The sequence below is a fragment of the Sphingorhabdus sp. EL138 genome, assembly GCF_945890115.1.
GTDB lineage: Bacteria > Pseudomonadota > Alphaproteobacteria > Sphingomonadales > Sphingomonadaceae > Sphingorhabdus_B.
This window is the reverse complement of the sequence record NZ_CAMDCK010000003.1, coordinates 13,909-34,463: the sequence shown is the minus strand read 5'-3', so window position 1 is coordinate 34,463 and position 20,555 is coordinate 13,909. Positions and strand designations below refer to the sequence as shown.

Annotated in this window: 18 protein-coding genes; 7 read left to right on the top strand and 11 right to left on the bottom strand. The window is 56.4% G+C overall.

Annotated features, from left to right (window positions below):
- The first annotated feature begins 84 nt into the window (after nt 1–84).
- From nadA to Q0O07_RS01980, 5 genes are all read left to right on the top strand, one after another.
- Entirely contained in the window at nt 85–1,077 is a 993-nt protein-coding gene (nadA, locus tag Q0O07_RS02000) for a quinolinate synthase NadA (protein WP_295489719.1), read from the top strand.
- A gap of 121 nt (nt 1,078–1,198) precedes the next feature.
- Nucleotides 1,199–3,253 (top strand): transglycosylase domain-containing protein, encoded by a 2,055-nt coding sequence (locus Q0O07_RS01995; RefSeq protein ID WP_295489716.1) that lies wholly within the window; start codon nt 1,199–1,201, stop codon nt 3,251–3,253.
- 30 nt (nt 3,254–3,283) lie between these two features.
- Nucleotides 3,284–4,825 carry a S1C family serine protease gene (locus Q0O07_RS01990; RefSeq protein WP_295489713.1) on the top strand — a complete coding sequence of 514 codons (1,542 nt, stop codon included), beginning with the start codon at nt 3,284–3,286 and terminating at the stop codon, nt 4,823–4,825.
- 42 nt (nt 4,826–4,867) lie between these two features.
- Entirely contained in the window at nt 4,868–6,322 is a 1,455-nt protein-coding gene (locus tag Q0O07_RS01985) for an ABC transporter substrate-binding protein (RefSeq protein ID WP_295489711.1), read from the top strand.
- 19 nt (nt 6,323–6,341) lie between these two features.
- Nucleotides 6,342–6,764, top strand: a complete 423-nt coding sequence (locus tag Q0O07_RS01980) for a DUF4112 domain-containing protein (RefSeq protein WP_295489708.1) — start codon at nt 6,342–6,344, stop codon at nt 6,762–6,764.
- 2 nt (nt 6,765–6,766) lie between these two features.
- On the opposite strand, the gene Q0O07_RS01975 is transcribed toward Q0O07_RS01980, so the two are convergent.
- From Q0O07_RS01975 to fsa, 4 genes are all read right to left on the bottom strand, one after another.
- A complete protein-coding gene (locus Q0O07_RS01975) occupies nt 6,767–7,333 on the bottom strand; it encodes a ribonuclease T (protein ID WP_295489705.1) in 567 nt (188 codons plus the stop codon).
- Between the two features lie 151 nt (nt 7,334–7,484).
- Nucleotides 7,485–8,333 carry a carboxylating nicotinate-nucleotide diphosphorylase gene (nadC, locus tag Q0O07_RS01970; RefSeq protein WP_295489966.1) on the bottom strand — a complete coding sequence of 283 codons (849 nt, stop codon included), beginning with the start codon at nt 8,331–8,333 and terminating at the stop codon, nt 7,485–7,487.
- 97 nt (nt 8,334–8,430) lie between these two features.
- Nucleotides 8,431–9,066: a GTP cyclohydrolase I FolE gene (gene folE / locus Q0O07_RS01965; protein ID WP_295489702.1), complete on the bottom strand. Its 636-nt coding sequence runs from the start codon at nt 9,064–9,066 to the stop codon at nt 8,431–8,433.
- 155 nt (nt 9,067–9,221) lie between these two features.
- Nucleotides 9,222–9,875, bottom strand: a complete 654-nt coding sequence (gene fsa, locus Q0O07_RS01960) for a fructose-6-phosphate aldolase (protein ID WP_295489700.1) — start codon at nt 9,873–9,875, stop codon at nt 9,222–9,224.
- Between the two features lie 147 nt (nt 9,876–10,022).
- Here fsa and Q0O07_RS01955 point away from each other — a divergent pair, with 147 nt between their 5' ends.
- A complete protein-coding gene (locus Q0O07_RS01955) occupies nt 10,023–12,200 on the top strand; it encodes a primosomal protein N' (RefSeq protein WP_295489964.1) in 2,178 nt (725 codons plus the stop codon).
- Between the two features lie 97 nt (nt 12,201–12,297).
- On the top strand, nt 12,298–14,244 hold the full coding sequence (locus Q0O07_RS01950; RefSeq protein ID WP_295489697.1) for an alkyl sulfatase dimerization domain-containing protein: 1,947 nt from the start codon (nt 12,298–12,300) through the stop codon (nt 14,242–14,244).
- Between the two features lie 32 nt (nt 14,245–14,276).
- Here the strand turns inward: Q0O07_RS01950 and mltG are convergent, their stop codons facing one another.
- The 7 genes from mltG to Q0O07_RS01915 all read right to left on the bottom strand — a co-directional run bounded on the left by mltG (nt 14,277) and on the right by Q0O07_RS01915 (nt 20,449).
- Nucleotides 14,277–15,239: an endolytic transglycosylase MltG gene (mltG, locus tag Q0O07_RS01945; protein WP_295489962.1), complete on the bottom strand. Its 963-nt coding sequence runs from the start codon at nt 15,237–15,239 to the stop codon at nt 14,277–14,279.
- A 122-nt stretch (nt 15,240–15,361) separates the two neighbouring features.
- Nucleotides 15,362–16,621: a beta-ketoacyl-ACP synthase II gene (gene fabF, locus Q0O07_RS01940; RefSeq protein WP_295489695.1), complete on the bottom strand. Its 1,260-nt coding sequence runs from the start codon at nt 16,619–16,621 to the stop codon at nt 15,362–15,364.
- A gap of 147 nt (nt 16,622–16,768) precedes the next feature.
- Nucleotides 16,769–17,002, bottom strand: coding sequence for an acyl carrier protein (locus Q0O07_RS01935; protein WP_295489694.1), 234 nt, complete (start codon nt 17,000–17,002; stop codon nt 16,769–16,771).
- Between the two features lie 93 nt (nt 17,003–17,095).
- Complete coding sequence (gene fabG, locus Q0O07_RS01930; RefSeq protein ID WP_295489691.1) at nt 17,096–17,833, bottom strand: 3-oxoacyl-[acyl-carrier-protein] reductase; 738 nt, start codon at nt 17,831–17,833, stop codon at nt 17,096–17,098.
- A gap of 1 nt (nt 17,834) precedes the next feature.
- Entirely contained in the window at nt 17,835–18,638 is an 804-nt protein-coding gene (locus Q0O07_RS01925) for a crotonase/enoyl-CoA hydratase family protein (RefSeq protein ID WP_295489688.1), read from the bottom strand.
- On the bottom strand, nt 18,638–19,576 hold the full coding sequence (gene fabD / locus Q0O07_RS01920) for an ACP S-malonyltransferase (RefSeq protein WP_295489685.1): 939 nt from the start codon (nt 19,574–19,576) through the stop codon (nt 18,638–18,640). Before fabD ends, Q0O07_RS01925 begins: the two co-directional genes overlap by 1 nt.
- A gap of 36 nt (nt 19,577–19,612) precedes the next feature.
- On the bottom strand, nt 19,613–20,449 hold the full coding sequence (locus Q0O07_RS01915; RefSeq protein ID WP_295489682.1) for an LD-carboxypeptidase: 837 nt from the start codon (nt 20,447–20,449) through the stop codon (nt 19,613–19,615).
- Nucleotides 20,450–20,555: the final 106 nt, after the last annotated feature.

Sequence of the window (20,555 nt, the reverse complement as noted above, 5' to 3'; positions counted from 1 at the left end):
GCCTTGTTTCGTGCACCCAAATCGACCACATAGGCGTTCAACTCAGCTGCCGGAATAGCTTCGGCATGGCAAAGGTAGTACCGCATGAACGCCCCAACGCCCCGCGAAAACTTGCAAGGCCTTGATCTGCTCTCAGAAATCAAACGGCTGAAAAAAGAACGCAATGCCGTCATTCTCGCGCATTATTATCAAAAGCCCGAAATTCAGGACTTGGCGGATTTTGTGGGCGATAGCCTTGAATTGAGCAAGCGCGCGGCAGAGACCGACGCCGACGTCATCGCCTTTTGCGGCGTCAAATTCATGGCGGAAACCGCAAAGATTTTAAGTCCGCAGAAAACCGTCATACTGCCGGACATGGCGGCAGGCTGTTCATTGGAAGATGCGTGCCCGCCGGGTAAGTTCAAGGCGTTTCGTGCGGCCCATCCTGACCATATCGCGCTGACTTACATCAATTGCTCTGCCGAAGTGAAGGCGCTGTCCGACATTATCGTGACCAGTAGCAGCGCCGAGACGATCCTGAGCCAAATTCCGCCAGAACAGAAAATCATTTTTGGTCCTGACCGGCATTTGGGCGGATATCTTGCCCGCAAGTTCAACCGTGAGATGCTTTTGTGGCCGGGCGTATGTATTGTGCATGAGGCATTTTCGGAAACCGAACTGCTGAAGTTGAAGGCCCAATATCCGGGTGTTCCCGTTGCCGCCCACCCCGAATGTCCGCCCCATATCATCGACCATTCGGATTATGTCGGCAGTACGAGTGGTATATTGCAATATGCGCAGACGATGGAGGGCGATACCTTGATCGTCGCCACGGAGCCGCACATCATTCACCAGATGGAAAAGGCGGAGCCAAGCAAGACGTTCATCGGCGCACCGGGCGCAGACGGCAACTGTGCGTGTAATATCTGCCCCTATATGGCGCTCAATACAATGGAGAAGCTTTATCTCGCTTTGCGCGATTTGACGCCGCAGATTGAGCTTGATGAGACCGTGCGGTTGGGCGCAAAGAAGAGCCTCGACAGGATGTTAGAGATGGCCAGCGGAACGGTCGGTAAAGGCGATCTCGGTCGGGCATGATGGGCTGATGACGCGGTGCATCAAATATATACTCGCCTTCACCGTTGTATCGATATAATACAGCTACGCGATGCTTTTCCGGCGATCTTCTTCTAATAAAAATACGGATATCGACGGTCGGTTGGCTGCTTTCGATGATCATAATGCACAGCGTTTCCCCGACGATCCGCAGCCATCGAATGACGGCACTCGCGCGCCGGCTAAGCGCCTGTTTTTAGGTAAGACCCGCTGGTGGTGGTTCGGACGAATGATCGCGGGTCTGATCGCAATGTTCGTTCTGCTGTTGCTGTGGCTCGCGGTCACCGCACCCTTGTCAAAATCGCTTCAGCCGATTGCGCCGCCGCGCATTACATTGCTTGCTTCCGACGGCACACCCATCGCGCGCAACGGGGCAATCGTTGACAGACCTGTCGACGTCACCAAATTACCCCCACATGTGGTGCAGGCTTTTTTGTCGATCGAGGATCGCCGTTTCTATTCGCATTGGGGCATTGATCCGCGCGGCCTCCTGCGCGCTGCATGGTCAAACGCCTTTGGCAGCGGCATGACTCAAGGTGGCAGCACGATTACGCAACAGCTTGCCAAGTTCACCTTTCTGACGCCCGAACGTAGCCTTACCCGCAAGGCGCGTGAAATGCTCATCGCCTTCTGGCTTGAGGGACGCCTTACCAAGGACGAAATCCTCGGACGTTATCTGTCGAACGTTTATTTTGGTGACAATGTCTACGGCCTGCGCGCCGCATCGCTGCATTATTTTTATCGCCAGCCGGAGCGTTTAACGCTTAGCCAATCGGCCATGCTGGCTGGTCTGGTGCAAGCGCCATCACGTCTGGCCCCGACCAAGAACCCCGAACGCGCCGCAAAGCGCGCTGGACTCGTGCTTAGGGCTATGGTGGCCAATAAGGCCATTACGCAAGCCAAGGCGGATGCCACCCCGGTAGCGCGGCTGGATGTACGTGTCCGCGAGACATTGCCGACGGGTACATATTTTGCCGACTGGGCCATTCCGCAGGCGCGGCTGCTTACCGAAAGCGGATATGCCGACGTGCGGATTACCACGACCCTCGACGCGCGTTTGCAAAATATTGCCCGTAAGGTGGTCGCCCGCGCGGGCGTGGGTAACGCGCAAATCGCCTTGGTCGCGATGCGCCCAAATGGTGAGCTCGTCGCCATGGTTGGTGGCAAAAGCTACAAGCAGTCGGCGTTTAACCGGTCAACGCAGGCTAAAAGACAGCCCGGATCGACATTTAAACTGTTTGTATATCTGGCGGCACTTCGGTCGGGCATGACGCCGCAGTCGATGATTGCCGATACCCCCATTAATGAAGGCAGTTATCGCCCGAAAAATTCCGGATTGCGTTACCGAGGCGATATCAGCTTGGAGCAAGCTTTTGCTCAATCGAGCAACGTCGCTGCCGTGCGGCTGTACCAGAAAGTAGGCGGCGAAGAGGTGGAGAAAGCCGCGCAAGACCTTGGCATCCGAAGTCCGCTCACTTTGGACCCAAGCCTTGCGCTGGGCAGTTCAGGCATCACTTTGTTGGAATTGACGGCGGCTTATGCGGGCGTGGCGGGCAACCAATGGCCGGTTGAACCGCACGCCTTTAAACAAGAGGAACAAGGCTGGATTGAGTGGTTGTTCTCCGGGCCGCGTTCTTTCAGTGGACGCATGCACGGGATGTTGCTGGATTTATTGGGGGCATCGGTGAAGCAAGGCACAGGACGGGCCGCGCGGCTTTCGATTCCCGCCTATGGAAAAACCGGTACCAGTCAGGATAATCGCGATGCCTTATTTGTCGGCTTTGCTGGCGATTTGGTGGTTGGGGTGTGGATCGGCAATGACGACAACAGCTCACTCAAGGGGGTCAACGGCGGAGGCTTGCCAGCGCGTATCTGGCGCGATTTCATGTCGCAATCTATCCGCAATGCCGCGCCAGTGAACAAACCAAAAACCCCGCAGACGCCAGATCCGGAAGGTCCGATTGCACCGCTTGATCTGCTAGAGTTGCAGGAATTGCCAATCGACATCGGCAATTCGGAAATACGCGTCGATCAGGGGCAGGGCGTTACAGTGAATACCGATGTCAACGGCGTTCCGTTTGAAATTACACTTGACCGCGATGGTGCCAATATTCAGGCTAGCCCATCTGCGGAACGCCCCGCACCGGAGCCGCGTTGATGTGCGTGTTTTTCTGCCATGACTAGATGCATGCGATTTTTTGCGGCGTTGTGCCTGTTTCTGTCTCCATTATTGGTTGCGCCTGCACCTGCACTTGCCGATGCAAGTGATATCAGCGCCGCATCACGCAGCGTGGTGCGGGTCATCGTCTATAGTTCTGCCAAAGGACAGGAGAGCATCGTCAGCATCGGCTCTGGCGTGGCTGTTGCGCGCGATAAAATCATAACCAATGCCCATGTCGTTGAAATGGCCAGCTTTGATGACAGCGTGCAGATCGTCATCGTACCCTCCGATGGCACGCAAAGCTATCGCGCAAGAGTTTCGGCCAGTCTGCCGGGTAAAGACCTTGCCCTGTTGCAGCTGACGTCTGGGGCGCTTGTTCCTGCAAGCATTTTTGCAGGAACGCCAGAGGATGGCGCGGACGTCTTTGCCATTGGTTATCCCGCGAGCGTTGATGTCGCTTTGGAGCAGAGCGAAGCCGATGTGCTTCGCCCGCAGCAACCCGTCAAAACGCGGGGAACAGTCTCCTCTGGACGGACGTCGAAGTCCGTTGAATCGCTTTTGCATACGGCGCCGATTGCACCGGGTAATAGTGGCGGGCCCATTGTCGATGCCTGCGGACGGGTTTTGGGTATCAACAGTTTCGGATCGGTACCCACCGACGGCGGCGCTGAATTTTACTTCGCCATATCGGCACGCGAATTGTCGGCATTTCTCGCCAATCGCGGTGTCGCGTTCCGCTCCGTGCGGGGTGATTGCCGGTCAGTCGCCGAATTGACGCGCGCCGAGGCGGAACTTGAGGCATCCACGCGCGCCTCGATGGAGCGAGAGGCGCGTGTTGCCTCCGAACTGCAACGCAGCCGTGAAGGCAAAGTACGCAGCGACGCCGAACATGCCGTCATTGGCGAACGGGAAAACCATCTGGCGCTTGCTGGGTTGTTGCTGGTGCTCAGCGCCGTTGCAGGGGGTGCTGCATGGCAGTTTTCCGAACGTGCGCAGCGGGATAGATTTAAATCCGCCACCGCTGCCGGCGCTGTGCTTTTTGTCATGGCGGTAGGCATTTTTGCAGCGCGCCCATCGTTCGACGAAGTCGATGATCGGGTTCGGGCCGCATTGATTGCCGACATGCCAAAAGATGCAGTTGCCGAAAAGGGCCCCGCTGCTGGCGAACCGCAAGCGAAGATTTGCGTATTGCAGCCCCAACGCAGCCGCGTCACTATGTCCGATACTGCAGACGTTGAATTTACGTGGCAGCCCGATGGATGCATCAACGGACGCACGCAATATGTCGAAAGCGGCGGCCGGTGGGTCAGAAGCTTTGTACCCAATAATGACGCACAGATTTCGGTTATCAGCTACGCTCCGGAGACCAATATTTATCGCATTGAACGATTCCTACCGGGCAATGACGCCATGCAATCCGCCCGTGCGGCACGGCAACTTTATGACGTAAAAACCTGCACCGCGGACCCAGAGCAACTGAGCAACATCGAAAATATGAACAAGACCATATCGGCGCAATTGCCGCCCGCGCCAAACGAGATATTACTGTTCACATGCTCTGACCGTTGAATCTTGGATTGTGCATGGGGACTTAGGGCTTATGGTGACGACATGATCCGTTCGCTGTCGATTTTGTTGTTGCTATTGTCCGCAGCACTTTCCGGATGCTCCGAAGGCGTCGACAATGAACGCATCCGGGTTGATGTGATCGAAGACCGTCCCCGGCCGTTAAATGTATCCGCTACGCCGCAGCCCTTGGCGTCGGCTTATTTGCGCGCGGCAACGGCGCAAGGGTTGGTCACGTTTGATGAAAAGGGACGGGTGGCGCCTGGCCTCGCCAATCGCTGGATCGTGACCGAAGACGGCATGAGCTATATCTTCCGCCTCAATAAAGGGCGCTGGAATAATGGGCGTGAGGTAGAGTCGGGGGAAGTTGCACGTCTTCTGACTGCTCGGATCCGGGAATTGCGTAAGGGGCGCCTTGGCGCCGAACTGGGTGTCATTGACCGTGTCGTCGCCATGACGGGTCAGGTGGTGGAAATCAGGCTGACGGCCCCGATGCCCTATCTTTTAGAATTATTGGCCTTGCCCGAGTTCGGGTTGCTTAGCAAAGGCGCGGGATCGGGTCCGATGCAGGCCAAGAAATTTGGACAGGTTATGCAGTTGCGGCGCAATGAAACTGATGACGAAGGCGTACAGTTCTTGGGCAATGCGATGGTAACATTGCAACGCGGTGCGGCATCAACAGTGCTTGCCCGTTATGCGCTTGGACAAAGCGACCTCATTGAAGGCGGACGGTTTGACAGCTTTCCCTTGCTCGATGCGGCAAACATACGGGCTGATCACATCCAATTTGATGCGGTTCCGGGGTTATTCGGTTTGCACGTGGTCAATGACGGTCCATTTTTGTCGGACACAGCGAATCGAACGGCGATTGCCATGGCTATTGATCGCCCTAAATTGCTGACAGCGTTTGACATTGTGGCGTGGCAGGAAACGGTTACCTTGGTTCCCGAAAGTTTACCAAATCGTGCGAGCATAGCCCGACCGGCATGGTCAGCGCCATCGATGGAAGAACGCAGGGCGATGGCAGCCGCGACGGTAGCCGATTGGAAAAAGGCGAATGGTGCGCTTCGTGCGTTACGGGTTGCCTTGCCGCGTGGTTATGGCAGCCGGATATTTTTTGCGCGTTTGCGGGCTGACCTTGCAACAATCGGCATTGATATTGAGCGTGTGACGATGGACCGACCGCATGACTTGCTGCTTGTTGACCGCACCGCGCAACAATCCAGTCCGATATGGTATCTGGATCAGCTATCGTGCAAATTTGCTACCATTTGTAGCGCGCGGGCAGACGAGATCGTGGCCGAAGCGCGCCGAACGGCAGATAGCGCGATGCGCGCACAGTTATTGGGCGAGGCAGAGGCCGAATTGCAGGCCACCGTTGCCTTCATCCCTATTGCAAACCCTTTGCGTTGGTCGGTCGTCCGGCCCGGTCTTTTGGGGCATTTCGCCAATGGTCGTGGGTGGCACCTGTTGCAATATCTTGGACGTGACCCGACATAGGCGCAAAGGAGCAGCCTCAGTGCCGATTTCGCAGGAAGAATTTGCGCGTATTGCCAAGAATTTGCCGGGCATGGGTAATGACCCGCATGCCGTGCGCGCCCGTGTCGAAGCGCTTGAGAAAATATTGGAGCGCGCCTTCGTTATTCCGGGCACTAAAATTCCCTTTGGACTGGATAGCGTGATTGGTCTTGTCCCTGTTTTGGGTGACCTCGTGACTGCGGCCATGGGCGCCTATATGGTGTGGGAAGGCCGCAATCTTGGCATGTCCAAATGGCAGCTTATCCGCATGAGCGTCAATATCGGTGTGGACACGGCGATTGGCGCAATCCCCTTTGTCGGCGACGCATTCGACCTTGTATGGCGTTCGAACAGCAAAAATTTGCGGATCATCAAGAAACATCTCGATAAACATCACCCGGCAACGCGGATCATTGAGGGCTAGGCCTAACGCCCGCGCCAGATTTTGATTTGCGCTGTGGCCGGGGCGCGGCGCGTAAATGCTGGACACTTTCGGGGCTTGAAATCCCTGCCAAGACAGATGCGCACTTCTTGGAGCCAGCCTTTGGCATTGGCCTTTACCATGACGGCATTGGTTGGCAGACCATCGTTCAGATCAGCTAATCTTTCAGCCAGCACTTGCGCCGTCAACGGCGTCCCGCGTTCGGGTTCGCGGGACAGTCGCGCCATGTCGGGAAATGCAATTGCGTTGAACAGCAATCGCGCTGCTGCGAAATAAGCGTCCGGCGTATTGGCCATGCAACTGCCATGTTTTGCCCATTGATGTTGCAGCAATTGGGGGGACGGGCTGAGGCAAATATTGTCTGAGACTGTCCGCCGGGGCAGAACGCCAACCGCGCGGCAATATTGTGGATAGTTGGCCCCTTTGGCTTCAGGCCACAGGCCATGCAGGATAAAACCAAAGTCCCCAATTTCACCCGAACATTGGAAGCGTGCCGCAGGGTCGCGCATCCGCCCACGGCAATATTCCGGGCTCCAACTGAGAGCTAGCACATAGCCGTCTATCGCCGTGGGCCTGATGGTACCAGACGGAGGCAATTCTAAGGCCGGACGCGGAAGAAATCGGGGTGGCTGACATTGCCATGCTTGCGCCATGGTCGGTGCCGGTTGGAACGCTGCCACGACACCGAGAAAGGCTAAAAGCTTAAGCCTGCGCAAAATCCAGCCCGATGTCGGCTGCCGGCGCGCTTTGCGTCAGGCGGCCAACCGAGATATAGGTAACGCCTGTTTCTGCCTTGGCGCGGATCGTTTCCAAGGTCACCCCGCCCGATGCCTCAGTCGGCACGCGGCCAGCGATAAGCGTGACCGCTTCTCGCAACATATTGGCGTCCATATTGTCGAGCAGCAAATGGCTTGCCCCTGCCGCTAGGCCAGGTTCGATCTGGGCGATGCTGTCCACCTCAAGAATGATGCGTTCAACCCCTGCATTTTTGGCGCGGGCAACAGCTTCAGCTACGCCGCCTGCAACGGCAACATGATTGTCCTTAATCATGGCCGCGTCCCAAAGACCCATACGGTGGTTCGTCGCGCCACCTATACGCGTTGCGTATTTTTCAAGCAGCCGGAGACCGGGAATGGTTTTGCGGGTGTCCAAAAGGATGCACCCTGTTCCTGCGATGGCATCGACATATTGCCGTGTCATTGTCGCAATGCCCGACAGATGCTGCACGGTATTCAGCGCCGAACGTTCTGCGGTAAGCATGGCCCGTGCACGGCCCTTTAAGCGCATGAGGTCGGTTCCTGCGGGCACCTGCGCACCTTCCTCGACCAGCAACTCTATCTCCATCAACGGATCGAGCGCCTGAAAAAACGCAACTGCGATTGGCAGGCCAGCCACGGTTATGGCGTCGCGACTGTCCATGACGCCGTCGAAAAGAAGGTCCGCCGGAATGACGCTTTCGGACGTCACATCCCTGCCGGTCGGACCCAAATCTTCGGCCAGCGTCGCACGGACGAAAGCGTCCATATCAAATGAGCGAATGTGAAAAGGCATATTGCTGTTATCCGGCGTGAACATGATTGGTGACTATACCCCAAAAATAGGTAAGTTCGCTATCGCCAACAATAACTGAAAACCTTTTATTGCGGGGTCAATAGCCCATCAGGCTCATGACTTCCTTGCGGCTTGATTGATCATCGAGGAAACAGCCAATGAGTTTGGATGTCACCATGCCAACGCCATGCACTTTCACGCCGCGTCCGGTCATGCAACCATGCTGCGCCTCAATCACAACGGCAACGCCTTCTGGCTTCAAATTTTCCCAGATGCAGTTCGCAACTTCTGCTGTCAGACGTTCCTGCACTTGAAGGCGCTGGGCAAAGCCGTGCAAGACACGCGCAAGTTTCGAAATGCCCACAACCTTGTCGGTTGGCATATAAGCAATCGACGCCTTGCCGATGATCGGTGCCATGTGATGCTCGCAATGCGACTGAAAGGGTATGTCCTTGAGCAACACCAGTTCATGATATCCGCCAACTTCTTGAAAGGTGCGCGACAAATGCGCTGCCGGGTCTTCGGCATAGCCTCCGCAATATTCGCGCCAAGCGCGGCCAACGCGGGCAGGGGTGTCGAGCAAGCCTTCACGCTCGGGATTATCGCCTGACCAGCGGATTAGTGTGCGAATGGCGTCTTGGACGTCATCAGGAACGACAATTTTGCCATTCTCCCCGATTTCGTCTTCATAATGGATATGCGCGATGGGAAATACCTTTTCGGGCTTGTTCATCTTCAGGCTCCGGCAGGCGAAGTGCCCGCGTCTTCAAACATAAAGATAAGTCTACCCGCCTTTAAATACTATACGGACAATAGCCCATGGGGGCTGTATCGCAATATAAGACTATATAGCGCCGGATACTGAAATGCTATTTTTTGCTGAAAAAATCAGCCAATCGCCTGACCGGTTTTGGCCCAATCGGCCAAAAAGCCCTCAATGCCCTTGTCCGTCAGGATATGCTTGAACAGGCCTTTGATGACCGACGGAGGTGCAGTCATCACGTCAGCCCCAATTTTCGCGGCTTCAAGCACATGGACACCGTGACGGACGCTGGCGACGAGGATTTCTGTGCCAAAAGCGTAATTGTCGTAGATCAGCCGAATGTCGCTGATAAGCTGCATACCATCAAAGCCATTGTCGTCATGTCGGCCAACGAAGGGCGATACGAATGTCGCGCCAGCTTTTGCGGCCAAAAGCGCCTGATTGGCAGAGAAACATAAGGTCACATTGACCAATGTGCCTTCAGAGGTAAGTGCTTTGCACGTTTTCAGTCCGTCGATAGTCAACGGAACCTTTACGCAGACATTGTCGGCAATCTTCCGCAGGATTTCGGCTTCCTTCATCATCGTCGCATGATCGAGCGCCACGACCTCTGCCGACACTGGGCCATCGGTCAGTGCGCAGATTTCGCGCGTGACTTCGATGAAATCCCGGCCGGATTTGGCGATCAACGATGGGTTGGTGGTCACGCCGTCGAGCAAACCCGTCGCTGCAAGATCCTTAATATCGGCAATGTCAGCGGTATCGGCAAAGAATTTCATGAGACTATGTCCTGAATGGAGATTCGGTTTCATGTCTCTTGGCAAAATATCGGCCAAAACAATAGGCCTAATGGCACCAGATTCGCGATCGTGGGAGATGATCATCCAGTTGGTGACGTTCGCTGCAGCATTGCCTATATGCGCGTGATGAGCTTGCCCACAAACCGCGTCCGTGTCGTCTTGTTGACACAAGCAATCGGCCCGCTCGATTACCGGCTGCCCGATGATATGACCGCAGGACCGGGCTGCGTGGTGATGGTCCCGCTTGGCCCTCGCAAATTGCCCGGCGTCATCTGGGATGATGATGTTTTTGGCGATGAGGCAATAGCTGCCAGCAAATTGCGCCCAGTGCTGGAACTGGTGGAATGTCCGCCATTGGGGCGGGGCTTGCGTCGCCTGATCAACTGGGTCGCGGATTATTATCTCACAAGCCATGCGGCGGTCTTGCGCATGGTATTATCGTCTTCGGCTGCGTTCACCGCGACGGGAACCATCATCGAATATCGCCGCACAGGTTTTGAGCCTGCGCGGCTGACACCGCAACGCGCGGCCGCGCTGGACGCCTTGGAGGGTGCGCAAGGCCTTGTACGCGAACTGGCCGCAGAAGCGGGGGTCAGCGACGCCGTCATTCGCGGGCTGATCAAAGCAGGCGCGTTCGAACCTGTAACCATAAGCGTCGATTCGCCGCTGCCTGAACCGTTGGCGGACTTTGACACGCCGAAGCTGAACGATGCGCAGCAGTTGGCCGCGAACAGCATGGTCGAGGCGATTCGCGCAGGCGGCTTTGATACCTTCGTGCTCGATGGCGTGACAGGTTCAGGCAAAACCGAAACCTATTTTGAGGCGGTAGCTGAGGCGATACGGCTGAACACACAGGTTCTGGTGCTACTCCCCGAAATTGCGCTGACGGCGCCGTTCCTTGCCCGCTTCGAAGCCCGCTTTGGTGTCGAGCCGGCGGTCTGGCACAGCAATCTGCGGTCCACCCAGCGCCGCCGTGTCTGGCGTGCCGTCGCCGATGGCAGCGCCAAAGTTCTGGTGGGCGCTCGCTCGGCCCTGTTCCTGCCCTTTACCAATTTGCGCCTCATCATTGTCGATGAGGCGCATGAGACCAGTTTTAAACAGGAAGATGGCGTGCGCTATCATGCGCGCGACGTTGCCGTCATGCGTGGCCATTTTGAAGGATTCCCGGTGGTGCTGGCATCGGCCACGCCAGCGCTAGAATCGCGGCATATGGTGGCCATTGGCCGCTACAAAGGTCTTGAAATTCCGTCGCGTTTTGGCGCGGCGAAGATGCCTGAAATCAAGGCCATCGACCTGACGCTGGACGCGCCGGACGCGCAGCATTGGATTGCGCCTACCCTGCTCAAGGCGTTAGAAGAGCGGGTCGAACGCGGCGAACAGAGCCTGTTGTTCCTCAACCGGCGTGGCTATGCGCCGTTGACCTTGTGCCGGACCCGTGGCCACCGGTTCCAATGCCCCAACTGCACAAGCTGGATGGTGGAACACCGCCTCGTGCGCCGTCTTGCGTGCCACCATTGCGGCCATGTCATGCCTCCACCGGAGCAATGCCCGGAATGTGGCGAGAGCGATACTTTGGTCGCCTGTGGTCCGGGCGTGGAACGTATCAGTGACGAGGTGAACCGGCTATTGCCCCAAGCGCGGACCATCGTTGCGACATCGGACACTTTATGGTCGCCCGAAAAGGCGGCGGAGTTTGTGTCACGTGTCGAAAACAGGGCAGTGGACATCATCATCGGCACGCAATTGGTGACGAAGGGTTATCATTTTCCCGAACTGACTTTGGTCGGGGTGATCGACGCGGATCTGGGGCTTGAGGGCGGAGATTTGCGCGCTGCCGAACGTACCTTCCAGCAAATTGCGCAGGCCGCGGGTCGGGCGGGGCGGGGCGAAAAACCCGGCGAGGTTTTCATTCAGACACGCAACCCCAACCATCCCGTCATTGCGGCTTTGGTCGCTGGTGACCGTGATGCATTTTATGATGCCGAGACTGAACAACGCAAATCCGCTGGTGCGCCTCCATTCGGGCGATTTGCAGCCATCATTATTTCGTCCGAAGATGAGCGCGAAGCCATTGAGGCCGCACGCGCCGTGGGTGGCGCCGCACCGCAGGTGGACGGAATGATTGTCTATGGACCGGCGCCAGCGCCGCTCGCCATGTTGCGCGGGCGCTATCGGCAACGCCTTTTGGTTCATGCCCAGCGTTCGGTTGAGGTGCAGAATATCATCCGTGAATGGCTTGGCGGCCTTCAATTTCCGCGCGGCGTGCGGGTTGGGATCGACGTCGACCCTTATAGTTTCCTGTGATGGGCTTTAAGTGGTCCTGCCCCTAGACGCGCAAATAGCGGATTTACCTGATGCATCTAATGTTGCATCGTGCCGACAAAATATAGGGGAGAGCAAGATGCACAAAATGATATGGGCAGCGTTATTGAGCACGGCGTCAGCGACAGGCGCATTTGCGCAAGATGCAAAGCCAGCCTCTGATGCAACGGTCGCCGCGCAACGCAGCGTCGCGGCGCAGCTTCCCGTCGAAGATGGCCGTGACTTCGATTTTGCCGACAGGGGCTTTATCGGCACTTTGTCCGACCCCGTCATCACCAACAAGGATGGCAAGCCTGTCTGGAACCTTGGCGCTTATGACTGGATGGTTGACGGCCAGTCACCCGATACGGTGAACCCAAGCCTATGGCGGCATATGGGCCTGTTGCGTAAACATGGGCTCTATGCGTTGACCGATAATGTCTGGCAAGTGCGCGGCTTTGATGTGTCGAATATGACGGTGATCAAAGGCCAAACGGGTTGGATCATCATCGACCCGCTGACCAGTCGGGATACGGCGGCGGCGGCGCTGAAACTGGTGAATGAAAAGCTAGGGACGCGGCCAGTCACTGCGGTCATTTACAGTCACAGCCATGCCGACCATTTCGGCGGTGTGCGCGGGATCATAAATGAAGCCGACGTCAAAGCGGGCAAGGTTGCAATCATTGCGCCGGAGCATTTTCTGGCCGAGACTGCGTCTGAAAATGTCATGGCTGGCCCAGCCATGGGCAGGCGGGCGACGTTTCAATTTGGCAGTAACCTGACGCCTGGCCCGCAGGGGCAAATGGGCAGTGGCATCGGCAAAGGCATTGGCGGCGGTGATCTCACGCTGATCCCGCCCACAATCGATATTCGCAAAACGGGCGAACAGCGCGAAGTTGATGGCGTGACGTTGGAGTTCCAAATGGTGCCACATACAGAAGCGCCAGCCGAAATGAACGTCTATATGCCTGCGGCGCGGACGTTTCTGGCCGCTGAAATTGCGACATGCAGCCTGCACAATATCCTGACCCCGCGCGGGGCGAAAGTCCGTGATACGTTAAGTTGGTCCGTGTTTCTGAACGAAGCCGTCAACCTATATGGCGAGCGGAGCGATGTTATCGCATCCAGCCATTGCTGGCCGCGTTTTGGTCCATCCGAAGTCAAGGGCTGGCTGGCGGGGCAGCGCGACAATTATCGGTATATGCACGACCAAACCGTGCGCATGATGAACAAGGGTATGACACAAGCGGAGATCGCAGAAGTTTTGAAGGCGCCGCCAGCGATTGGCGACCAATGGTTTAACAAGGGCTATTATGGCACCTACAGCCATAATTCGAAGGCGATTTATCAATATTATCTGGGTTGGTATGACGCCGTCCCCGCCAATCTCAATCCGCATCCGCCCCAGATTCGCGCGGCCAAAATGGTGGCAGCGATGGGCGGCGCAAAGAAGGTTTTGGCAGAAGCGAGAAAGGCGATGAAAGCGGGCGATTATCGCTGGTCATCCGACCTGTTGAACCAACTCGTGTTTGCGGAACCCAAAAATGTTGAAGGGCGGGCCTTGCTTGCCGACAGCTATGAACAGCAAGGCTATCAGTCCGAATCCGCGATCTGGCGCAACATGTTTCTGACGGGCGCGCGCGAACTGCGCGCAGGCATGAAGGCTGGCGTTAACACGCAAAGCATCGATATGATTTCGGCGATACCAACGGGTTTGTTGTTGGATTCGGTGTCGACCGGGCTGGACCCGAATATTATTGGCAATGCCGCGCTGGCGCTGAATTTTGTGATTTCTGACCGAAAAGAGACGGCAAAAGTCACGGTCGGCAATTCGGTGATGTTCAGCGAAATGGGGCAGGTCCATGCCGCGCCTATGGTGACGGTCACTGGCCCGCGCCAGTTGTTTTTGGCCTTATTGTTCCTGAAAATGCCGGCAGCGCAGTTACAGGCAGCTGGACTGAAGATTGAAGGCGACAGGGCGGCAATTGAGAAGCTTCAGGCTGCGCTTGACCCCATGCCGGGCGCGTTCAACATTGTGGAGCCTTAGGTTCTGACCCTAGGGTCAGGACCCTAAAAGGACTACATTTCCCCACGCTGGCGGCGGATAGCGTACCATTTTGCCACATTCATATTGTGTTCTTGCAATGTGTCGGCGAATATATGTCCGCCTTTGCCGTCAGCGACGAAATAATATGCGCTGGTCTTTTGCGGGTTCAGAACGGCGGCAATGGCGGCGCGTGACGGGTTGGCGATCGGCCCTTTTGGCAGACCAGCCATAGCGTAAGTATTATAGTCGTTCACGTCCCGGATTTCGGACTTGCGAATGCGCCGACCAAGCGACTTGCCTTTTGTGATGGGGTAAATGATCGTCGGGTCGGCCTGCAACCGCATGCCGGTGCGTAAGCGATTGGAATAGACTCCAGAAACTATGCGCAATTCTGATTTAAGCGCCGTTTCCTTTTCAACAATCGACGCGAGTGTTAGCGCATCTAACGGCGTTTTGACCATCGCGTTCGGGCTGCGTTCTGGCCACAACTCGGCCATTGTTTTTGTCATGGCATCCTGCATGCGTTTCAGGACGGCAGCGCGCGGTTCATTTTTGTCAAAGGCATAGCTGTCAGGCAAAACCGAGCCTTCGGGTGGAACCGAAATATCTCCGGTGAGCTGCGTATTGGCCATCAGGCGTTCGTACACCATGATCGAAGGCATGCCTTCGGGAATGGTGACCATGCGTTGCACGGTTTTCCCATCTGTCAGGATGGACAATATGTCGGAATTGGAGGCCTTTGTCGGAATGACAAATTCGCCTGCCTTGATAGTGTTAGATGCGCCAAAAATCTTTGCTCGGCTGACAAACGCATCGGCGGATTTGACCGCGCCGCTTTTTTCAAGCTGCTGTGCCGCCGACATCATGCTTGAGCCTGGCTTGATGATTACAGTGGCCGCGCGCTCCAGCGGTCCGGGCGCAGTCCATCCATAAATGAAGTTACCGGCGATTACTGTCAGCAGCAGAGCTGCTACAATGACCGCCCATTTGGCAATGCGGCGGTTTGCCTGTTTTCCGTACCGTTTTGCCACAATTAACCCTTCTCATTCCCGTCGCCAGTTCCCGTGTGCGCTGGAATGACAGGTTGAGAGCTATGCGATGATATTAGCACGATCGTTTATTCAGCCAATTTCATGATGAGGCTGGCGTTCGTCCCGCCAAAGCCGAAGCTGTTGTTCAAAACAGCCTTCACTTCGCGTTTCTTGGCGACATGTGGAACAAGGTCAACGCCTTCGGTGCCTTCATCTGGATTGTCGAGATTGAGCGTTGGCGGCACAATCTGGTCACGCAGCGCAAGGATGCAGAAAATGCTCTCCACTGCGCCAGCGCCGCCCAGTAAATGGCCGATTGCGGACTTGGTCGAGCTCATCGACACATGTACCATGGCATCACCAAATAAGCGCTTTACCGCGCCCAGCTCAATCGTATCTGCCATGGTCGATGTGCCATGCGCGTTGATATAATCAATATCGGCGGGCGTCATGCCTGCTTTTTTCAGGGCCATCTGCATGGACCGAAACGCGCCGTCACCTTCGGGATGCGGGGCGGTGACGTGATAGGCATCACCCGACAAGCCATAGCCAACGACTTCGGCATAGATCTTCGCGCCGCGTGCCTTGGCATGTTCATATTCTTCCAACACGACAACGCCCGCGCCTTCGCCCATGACAAAACCGTCGCGGTCCTTGTCATAAGGGCGACTGGCTGCCTCTGGACGGTCGTTAAAGCTCATGTTGAGCGCGCGAGCCTGTGCAAAGCCTGCGATACCTAGCGGGTTGATGGTGCCCTCTGAACCGCCAGCGACCATGATGTCGGCATCATCATCGCGGATCATGCGGGCGGCATCGCCAATCGAGTGCGCGCCGGTGGAGCATGCGGTGACGACGGCGTGATTGGGGCCTTTGAGGCCATATTTGATGCTGACTTGGCCTGAGATCAGGTTGATTAAGCGGCCATGGACAAAATGCGGGCTGACGCGGCTCGGACCTTTCTCCGCAAGTAATAACGCTTCGCTTTCAATGCCTGGTAGACCGCCGATTCCGGACCCGATGGAGCAACCTGCGCGGACTTTTTGGTCTTCGGTTAAATCGGTGAGGCCCGCATCTTCCAATGCTTGGCCGGCGGCATCGATACCGTAAATGATAAACGGGTCGACCTGACGTTGAACCTTATGGTCCACGCGTTTGTCAGGGTCAAAGCCCCATGGATGGTCTTTTGCCTTCACTTCGCACGCAATCAGGCATTTCTGGTTGCTGGCGTCGAAATGCGTAATCATGCCAGCACCGGACTTTCCAGCAATCAGGTTGGACCAAGTGGTTTCAACATCTGCACCCAAGGGCGTAACCAGACCTAATCCAGTGACCACGACACGACGCATTGCGCTATCTCCAAAATCTAATCTTTACGGCCCGATACTGCGAACAGGGGCCAAAAAGCAAACGGCTTTCCGACAGGAGCGCTATTGACGCTAGCCGGAAAGCCGTTTGATTTCTAACTACTCGCGCAACATAGAGCGCGTAACGGCTTAGCCGTTGCTGTTGATGAAATCGATCGCGTCCTTAACAGTAGCAATCTTTTCGGCAGCATCGTCGGGAATTTCAACGTTGAATTCCTCTTCAAACGCCATAACCAACTCAACAATATCAAGGCTGTCCGCGCCCAGATCATCGATGAAGCTTGCTGCTTCTGTGACCTTGTCGGCTTCAACGCCCAGATGTTCAACTACGATCTTTTTGACCCGTTCAGCGATATCGCTCATTTTTTTGCCCCTTATTTGGTTGGGATGTTGAATTTCTGCTATTGCCCTAATGTGCAGATTAGCCGCTGGCAAGTGGCAAGCGACGCTTATGCATCAAAGCATCGCCATGCCGCCATTCACATGGATTGTTTGGCCGGTAACATAACCCGCTTCGCGTGAAGCGAGATATGCAACGGCAGCACCAATATCCGCGCCTTCGCCCATGCGGCCCATGGGGATACGTGCATTTAATGCCTCTTTCTGCGCATCGGGCAGGCTTTCGGTCATTGCGGTAGCGATAAAGCCCGGCGCAACGCAATTGGCCGTCACATTGCGGCTGGCGAGTTCTTGTGCGATTGCTTTGGTCATCGCAGTCAACCCGCCCTTGGACGCGGCGTAATTGGCTTGGCCGGGGTTGCCCGTGGTCCCAACGACGCTGGTGATGGTTATAATCCTACCAAAGCGCGCCTTCATCATGGGTTTAGTGGCGGCGCGCATCAGGCGAAATGTAGCCTCAAGATTGATGCGGATGACGTCATCCCATTCTTCATCTTTCATACGCATCGTCAAATTGTCGCGGGTAACGCCGGCATTGTTTACCAGAATGTCGATCTGACCCAGCTTTTCGAGCGCCGCAGGGACCAGCGCCTCAACGCTGTCCTTATCGCCAAGGTTACATGGGACCGCAACATGGTCGCCGCTTAAGGTTGCCCTGAATGCTTCAAGCTTCTCCACATTGGAGCCTGACACCGCAAGGCGCGCGCCTTGGGCCGCCAGCGCGTGACAGATTGCGCTGCCAATCCCGCCCGATGCCCCCGTAACGAGCGCGGTCATGCCGGTTAGATCAAACATATCATTCTCCCTTAAATTCGGGTGCGCGCTTTTCCAGAAACGCGGTGATAGCCTCGTCATTGTCCGCAGTGGCATGCGCCAAGCTTTGCATTGCGGCGGACATTTCAAGGATGTTTTTGAGGTCTGCCGTCTGACCCTCGCGCAACAGGCGCTTCGTCATCCGGACGGCATGCGGCGGGTTTGCGGCGATTTTGTCCGCAACCGTTCGCGCGGCGATCATCAGGTCAGCATCATCTACCACTTGCGTAACCAGCCCGATGTGCAATGCTTCGGCAGCGTCTATGGTTTCGCCTGTCAGGGCTAGTTCGGTGGCTTTTGAAAAACCGACGATGCGCGGCAGCAGCCATGCGCCACCATCGCCCGGCGTAATGCCCAATCGCACAAAGCTTTCGGCAAAACTGGCGGAAGACGCGGCAATCCGAATGTCGCACATCGTGCTAAGGTCAAGCCCTGCACCAATAGCCGCGCCGTTGACCGCCGCGATGACCGGAACCTCGAGCGCTTGAAACATCAAGGGCAGACGCTGGATGCCATATTTATAATTGCGGCGGGTTTCTGCAGGCAATCCTGCCCGCAAGCCACCACTATCTGGGCGCATTTGTTTAAGGTCGCCGCCGGAGGAAAACACCGTCCCCGCGCCCGTCAGGATGACGCAGCGCACAGACATATCCTGATCCGCTGCCATGAAGGCGTCGCACAATTGTTCGACGACAGACACATCCGAAATCGGGTTGCGCTTTTCGGGCATATTCAGCGTGATGGTCAGTATCCCGCCATCGCGCGACTGAAGAATTTGGTCGGTCATTATATCGCTTTCAACAAGGCTTCGATGTCATCCATATTGATGACAGTTGATGTGGTGATGTCTTCGCCCGCGCTGCGCTTTACCATGGGTGACAGTATCTTTCCGCCAAATTCGACAAAATGCATGACGCCGGCCTCCGCCATGGCAATCGCCGACTCGCGCCAGCGGACTCGGCCTGTAACTTGCTGCACCAATTGCCGAGATATGGTATCGGGGTCGGATACCGGCGCAGCGGTCACGTTGGCGAACAAAGGCACCAACGGCGCGTGGATGGTCGTCGTTGCAAGCGCGTTTGCCATGGCATCGGCGGCAGGTTGCATCAATGGGCAGTGAAAGGGTGCAGACACGGGCAATAATATGCCCCGCTTAATGCCATGGTCCTTCGCCAGCGCAATCGCGCGGTCAATCGCGCCTTTATGTCCGGAGATAACCACCTGCGACGGGTCATTGTCATTGGCGACGGTGCAGGTTTCCCCTTCTGCAGCCGCAGCCGCCAAGCTCTCCGCCTTTTCGATATCTGCGCCCAGCAAGGCGGCCATCGCGCCGACGCCAACCGGCACGGCGGCCTGCATCGCGCGCCCGCGCAGCTTCAACAATGCCGCCGTCACCGACAAAGGCAACGCACCGGCGGCACATAACGCGGTGTACTCGCCCAAGGAATGGCCAGCGACAAAATCGCATTTTTCCGATAGCCGAACGCCGCCTTCCTTTTCCAGTACGCGCAAGGTTGCCATTGCATTCGCCATGATCGCGGGTTGCGCATTTTCGGTGAGCGTTAGATCGCTTTCTGGCCCATCGCACATCAACCGAAACAGATGTTGGCCAAGCGCCTCATCGACCTCCTCAAACACTGCGCGTGCGATTGGGCTCGCTTCGGCGAGCATTTTGCCCATGCCAACAGCTTGGCTACCTTGCCCGGGGAAAACAAATGCGCGCATAACTGCTCCTGATGGTCGGTGTTTGTGCAAAATCGCCTATGGCGCGGCGCTGCATGTTGCAAGCCCGAACGGTACAATCCTGTTGTCGGCGTCGTGGCCAATATCCGCGCGGCCCAGATAATCGATACCCGTTTTTGCGCACCATCCTTGGGCAATCTCCTCGGCAGTTTCGCCAAAGGGCCGGTCATTTTCGGGTACATCGCTAACGCGGCCAAGCCGTAATCCGGCGAGTCCTGCGGATTGCAGATGGCTGGTTACATGAAAAAATGCGCGGTCATAGCCATAGAGATATTCGCTGACTTCCTCGACCATCAACACATGGTCTTTCAATGCAGGCATTAACGGCGTGCCGGCCATCATCGCCAAGGTCATCAGATTGAACGCCGCATATTTTTCGCCGGACTGCATATGTCGTTCAAGCGCGTGCGGCGATGCGTGCAGCATCCAATCGAGCGCGCGCAGGACGGCGGCCGCACCACCATCGCGCCGGATATCGGCTGGCATCGGCCCATGGCAGACACGGCCTATTTTTGCGGCATATAACGCGCCGAGCAGGTTGCCGGCGTCGCTATAGCCCATATAGATTTTATCCGCTGCTGCTGAATTGAGCGCCGCAACTGCGTCTTGGGCGATCCGGCAAGCCCCATAACCACCGCGCACGAACCAGACGGCGTCAAAGCCTGGGTCATTGGCGACATCCACAAACGCGGCGCTGCGCATTTTATCGGGTCCGGCAAAATGCCCAGCCTCTGCAAAGCATTGGTCGTGGAAGACGAGTTCCGCGCTTGGGTGGGAGGTTGCGGCAAGCGCAATAACACGCGCTGCGTCCTCACGCGTAAATGGCGTTGACGGCGCGCAAATAGCTATCCGCATATTTCACTCTCTTCCGCAAATATCGTCATTCCCGCGCAGGCGGGAATCCAATTCGGGGCGGTCATGTGTCGACAGAGCGAGAGTTGGCCCCCCGCCTTCGCGGGGG

Coding starts and splice junctions, on each gene's coding strand:
- fabF (WP_295489695.1), bottom strand. CDS start 16,621: ATGCGTCGTGTCGTGGTCACTGGATTAGGTCTGGTTACGCCCTTGGGT.
- nadA (WP_295489719.1), top strand. CDS start 85: ATGAACGCCCCAACGCCCCGCGAAAACTTGCAAGGCCTTGATCTGCTC.
- Q0O07_RS01915 (WP_295489682.1), bottom strand. CDS start 20,449: ATGCGGATAGCTATTTGCGCGCCGTCAACGCCATTTACGCGTGAGGAC.
- Q0O07_RS01950 (WP_295489697.1), top strand. CDS start 12,298: ATGCACAAAATGATATGGGCAGCGTTATTGAGCACGGCGTCAGCGACA.
- nadC (WP_295489966.1), bottom strand. CDS start 8,333: ATGCCTTTTCACATTCGCTCATTTGATATGGACGCTTTCGTCCGTGCG.
- fabG (WP_295489691.1), bottom strand. CDS start 17,833: ATGTTTGATCTAACCGGCATGACCGCGCTCGTTACGGGGGCATCGGGC.
- fabD (WP_295489685.1), bottom strand. CDS start 19,576: ATGCGCGCATTTGTTTTCCCCGGGCAAGGTAGCCAAGCTGTTGGCATG.
- folE (WP_295489702.1), bottom strand. CDS start 9,066: ATGAACAAGCCCGAAAAGGTATTTCCCATCGCGCATATCCATTATGAA.
- Q0O07_RS01985 (WP_295489711.1), top strand. CDS start 4,868: ATGATCCGTTCGCTGTCGATTTTGTTGTTGCTATTGTCCGCAGCACTT.
- Q0O07_RS01935 (WP_295489694.1), bottom strand. CDS start 17,002: ATGAGCGATATCGCTGAACGGGTCAAAAAGATCGTAGTTGAACATCTG.
- fsa (WP_295489700.1), bottom strand. CDS start 9,875: ATGAAATTCTTTGCCGATACCGCTGACATTGCCGATATTAAGGATCTT.
- Q0O07_RS01925 (WP_295489688.1), bottom strand. CDS start 18,638: ATGACCGACCAAATTCTTCAGTCGCGCGATGGCGGGATACTGACCATC.
- Q0O07_RS01955 (WP_295489964.1), top strand. CDS start 10,023: ATGAGCTTGCCCACAAACCGCGTCCGTGTCGTCTTGTTGACACAAGCA.
- Q0O07_RS01990 (WP_295489713.1), top strand. CDS start 3,284: ATGCGATTTTTTGCGGCGTTGTGCCTGTTTCTGTCTCCATTATTGGTT.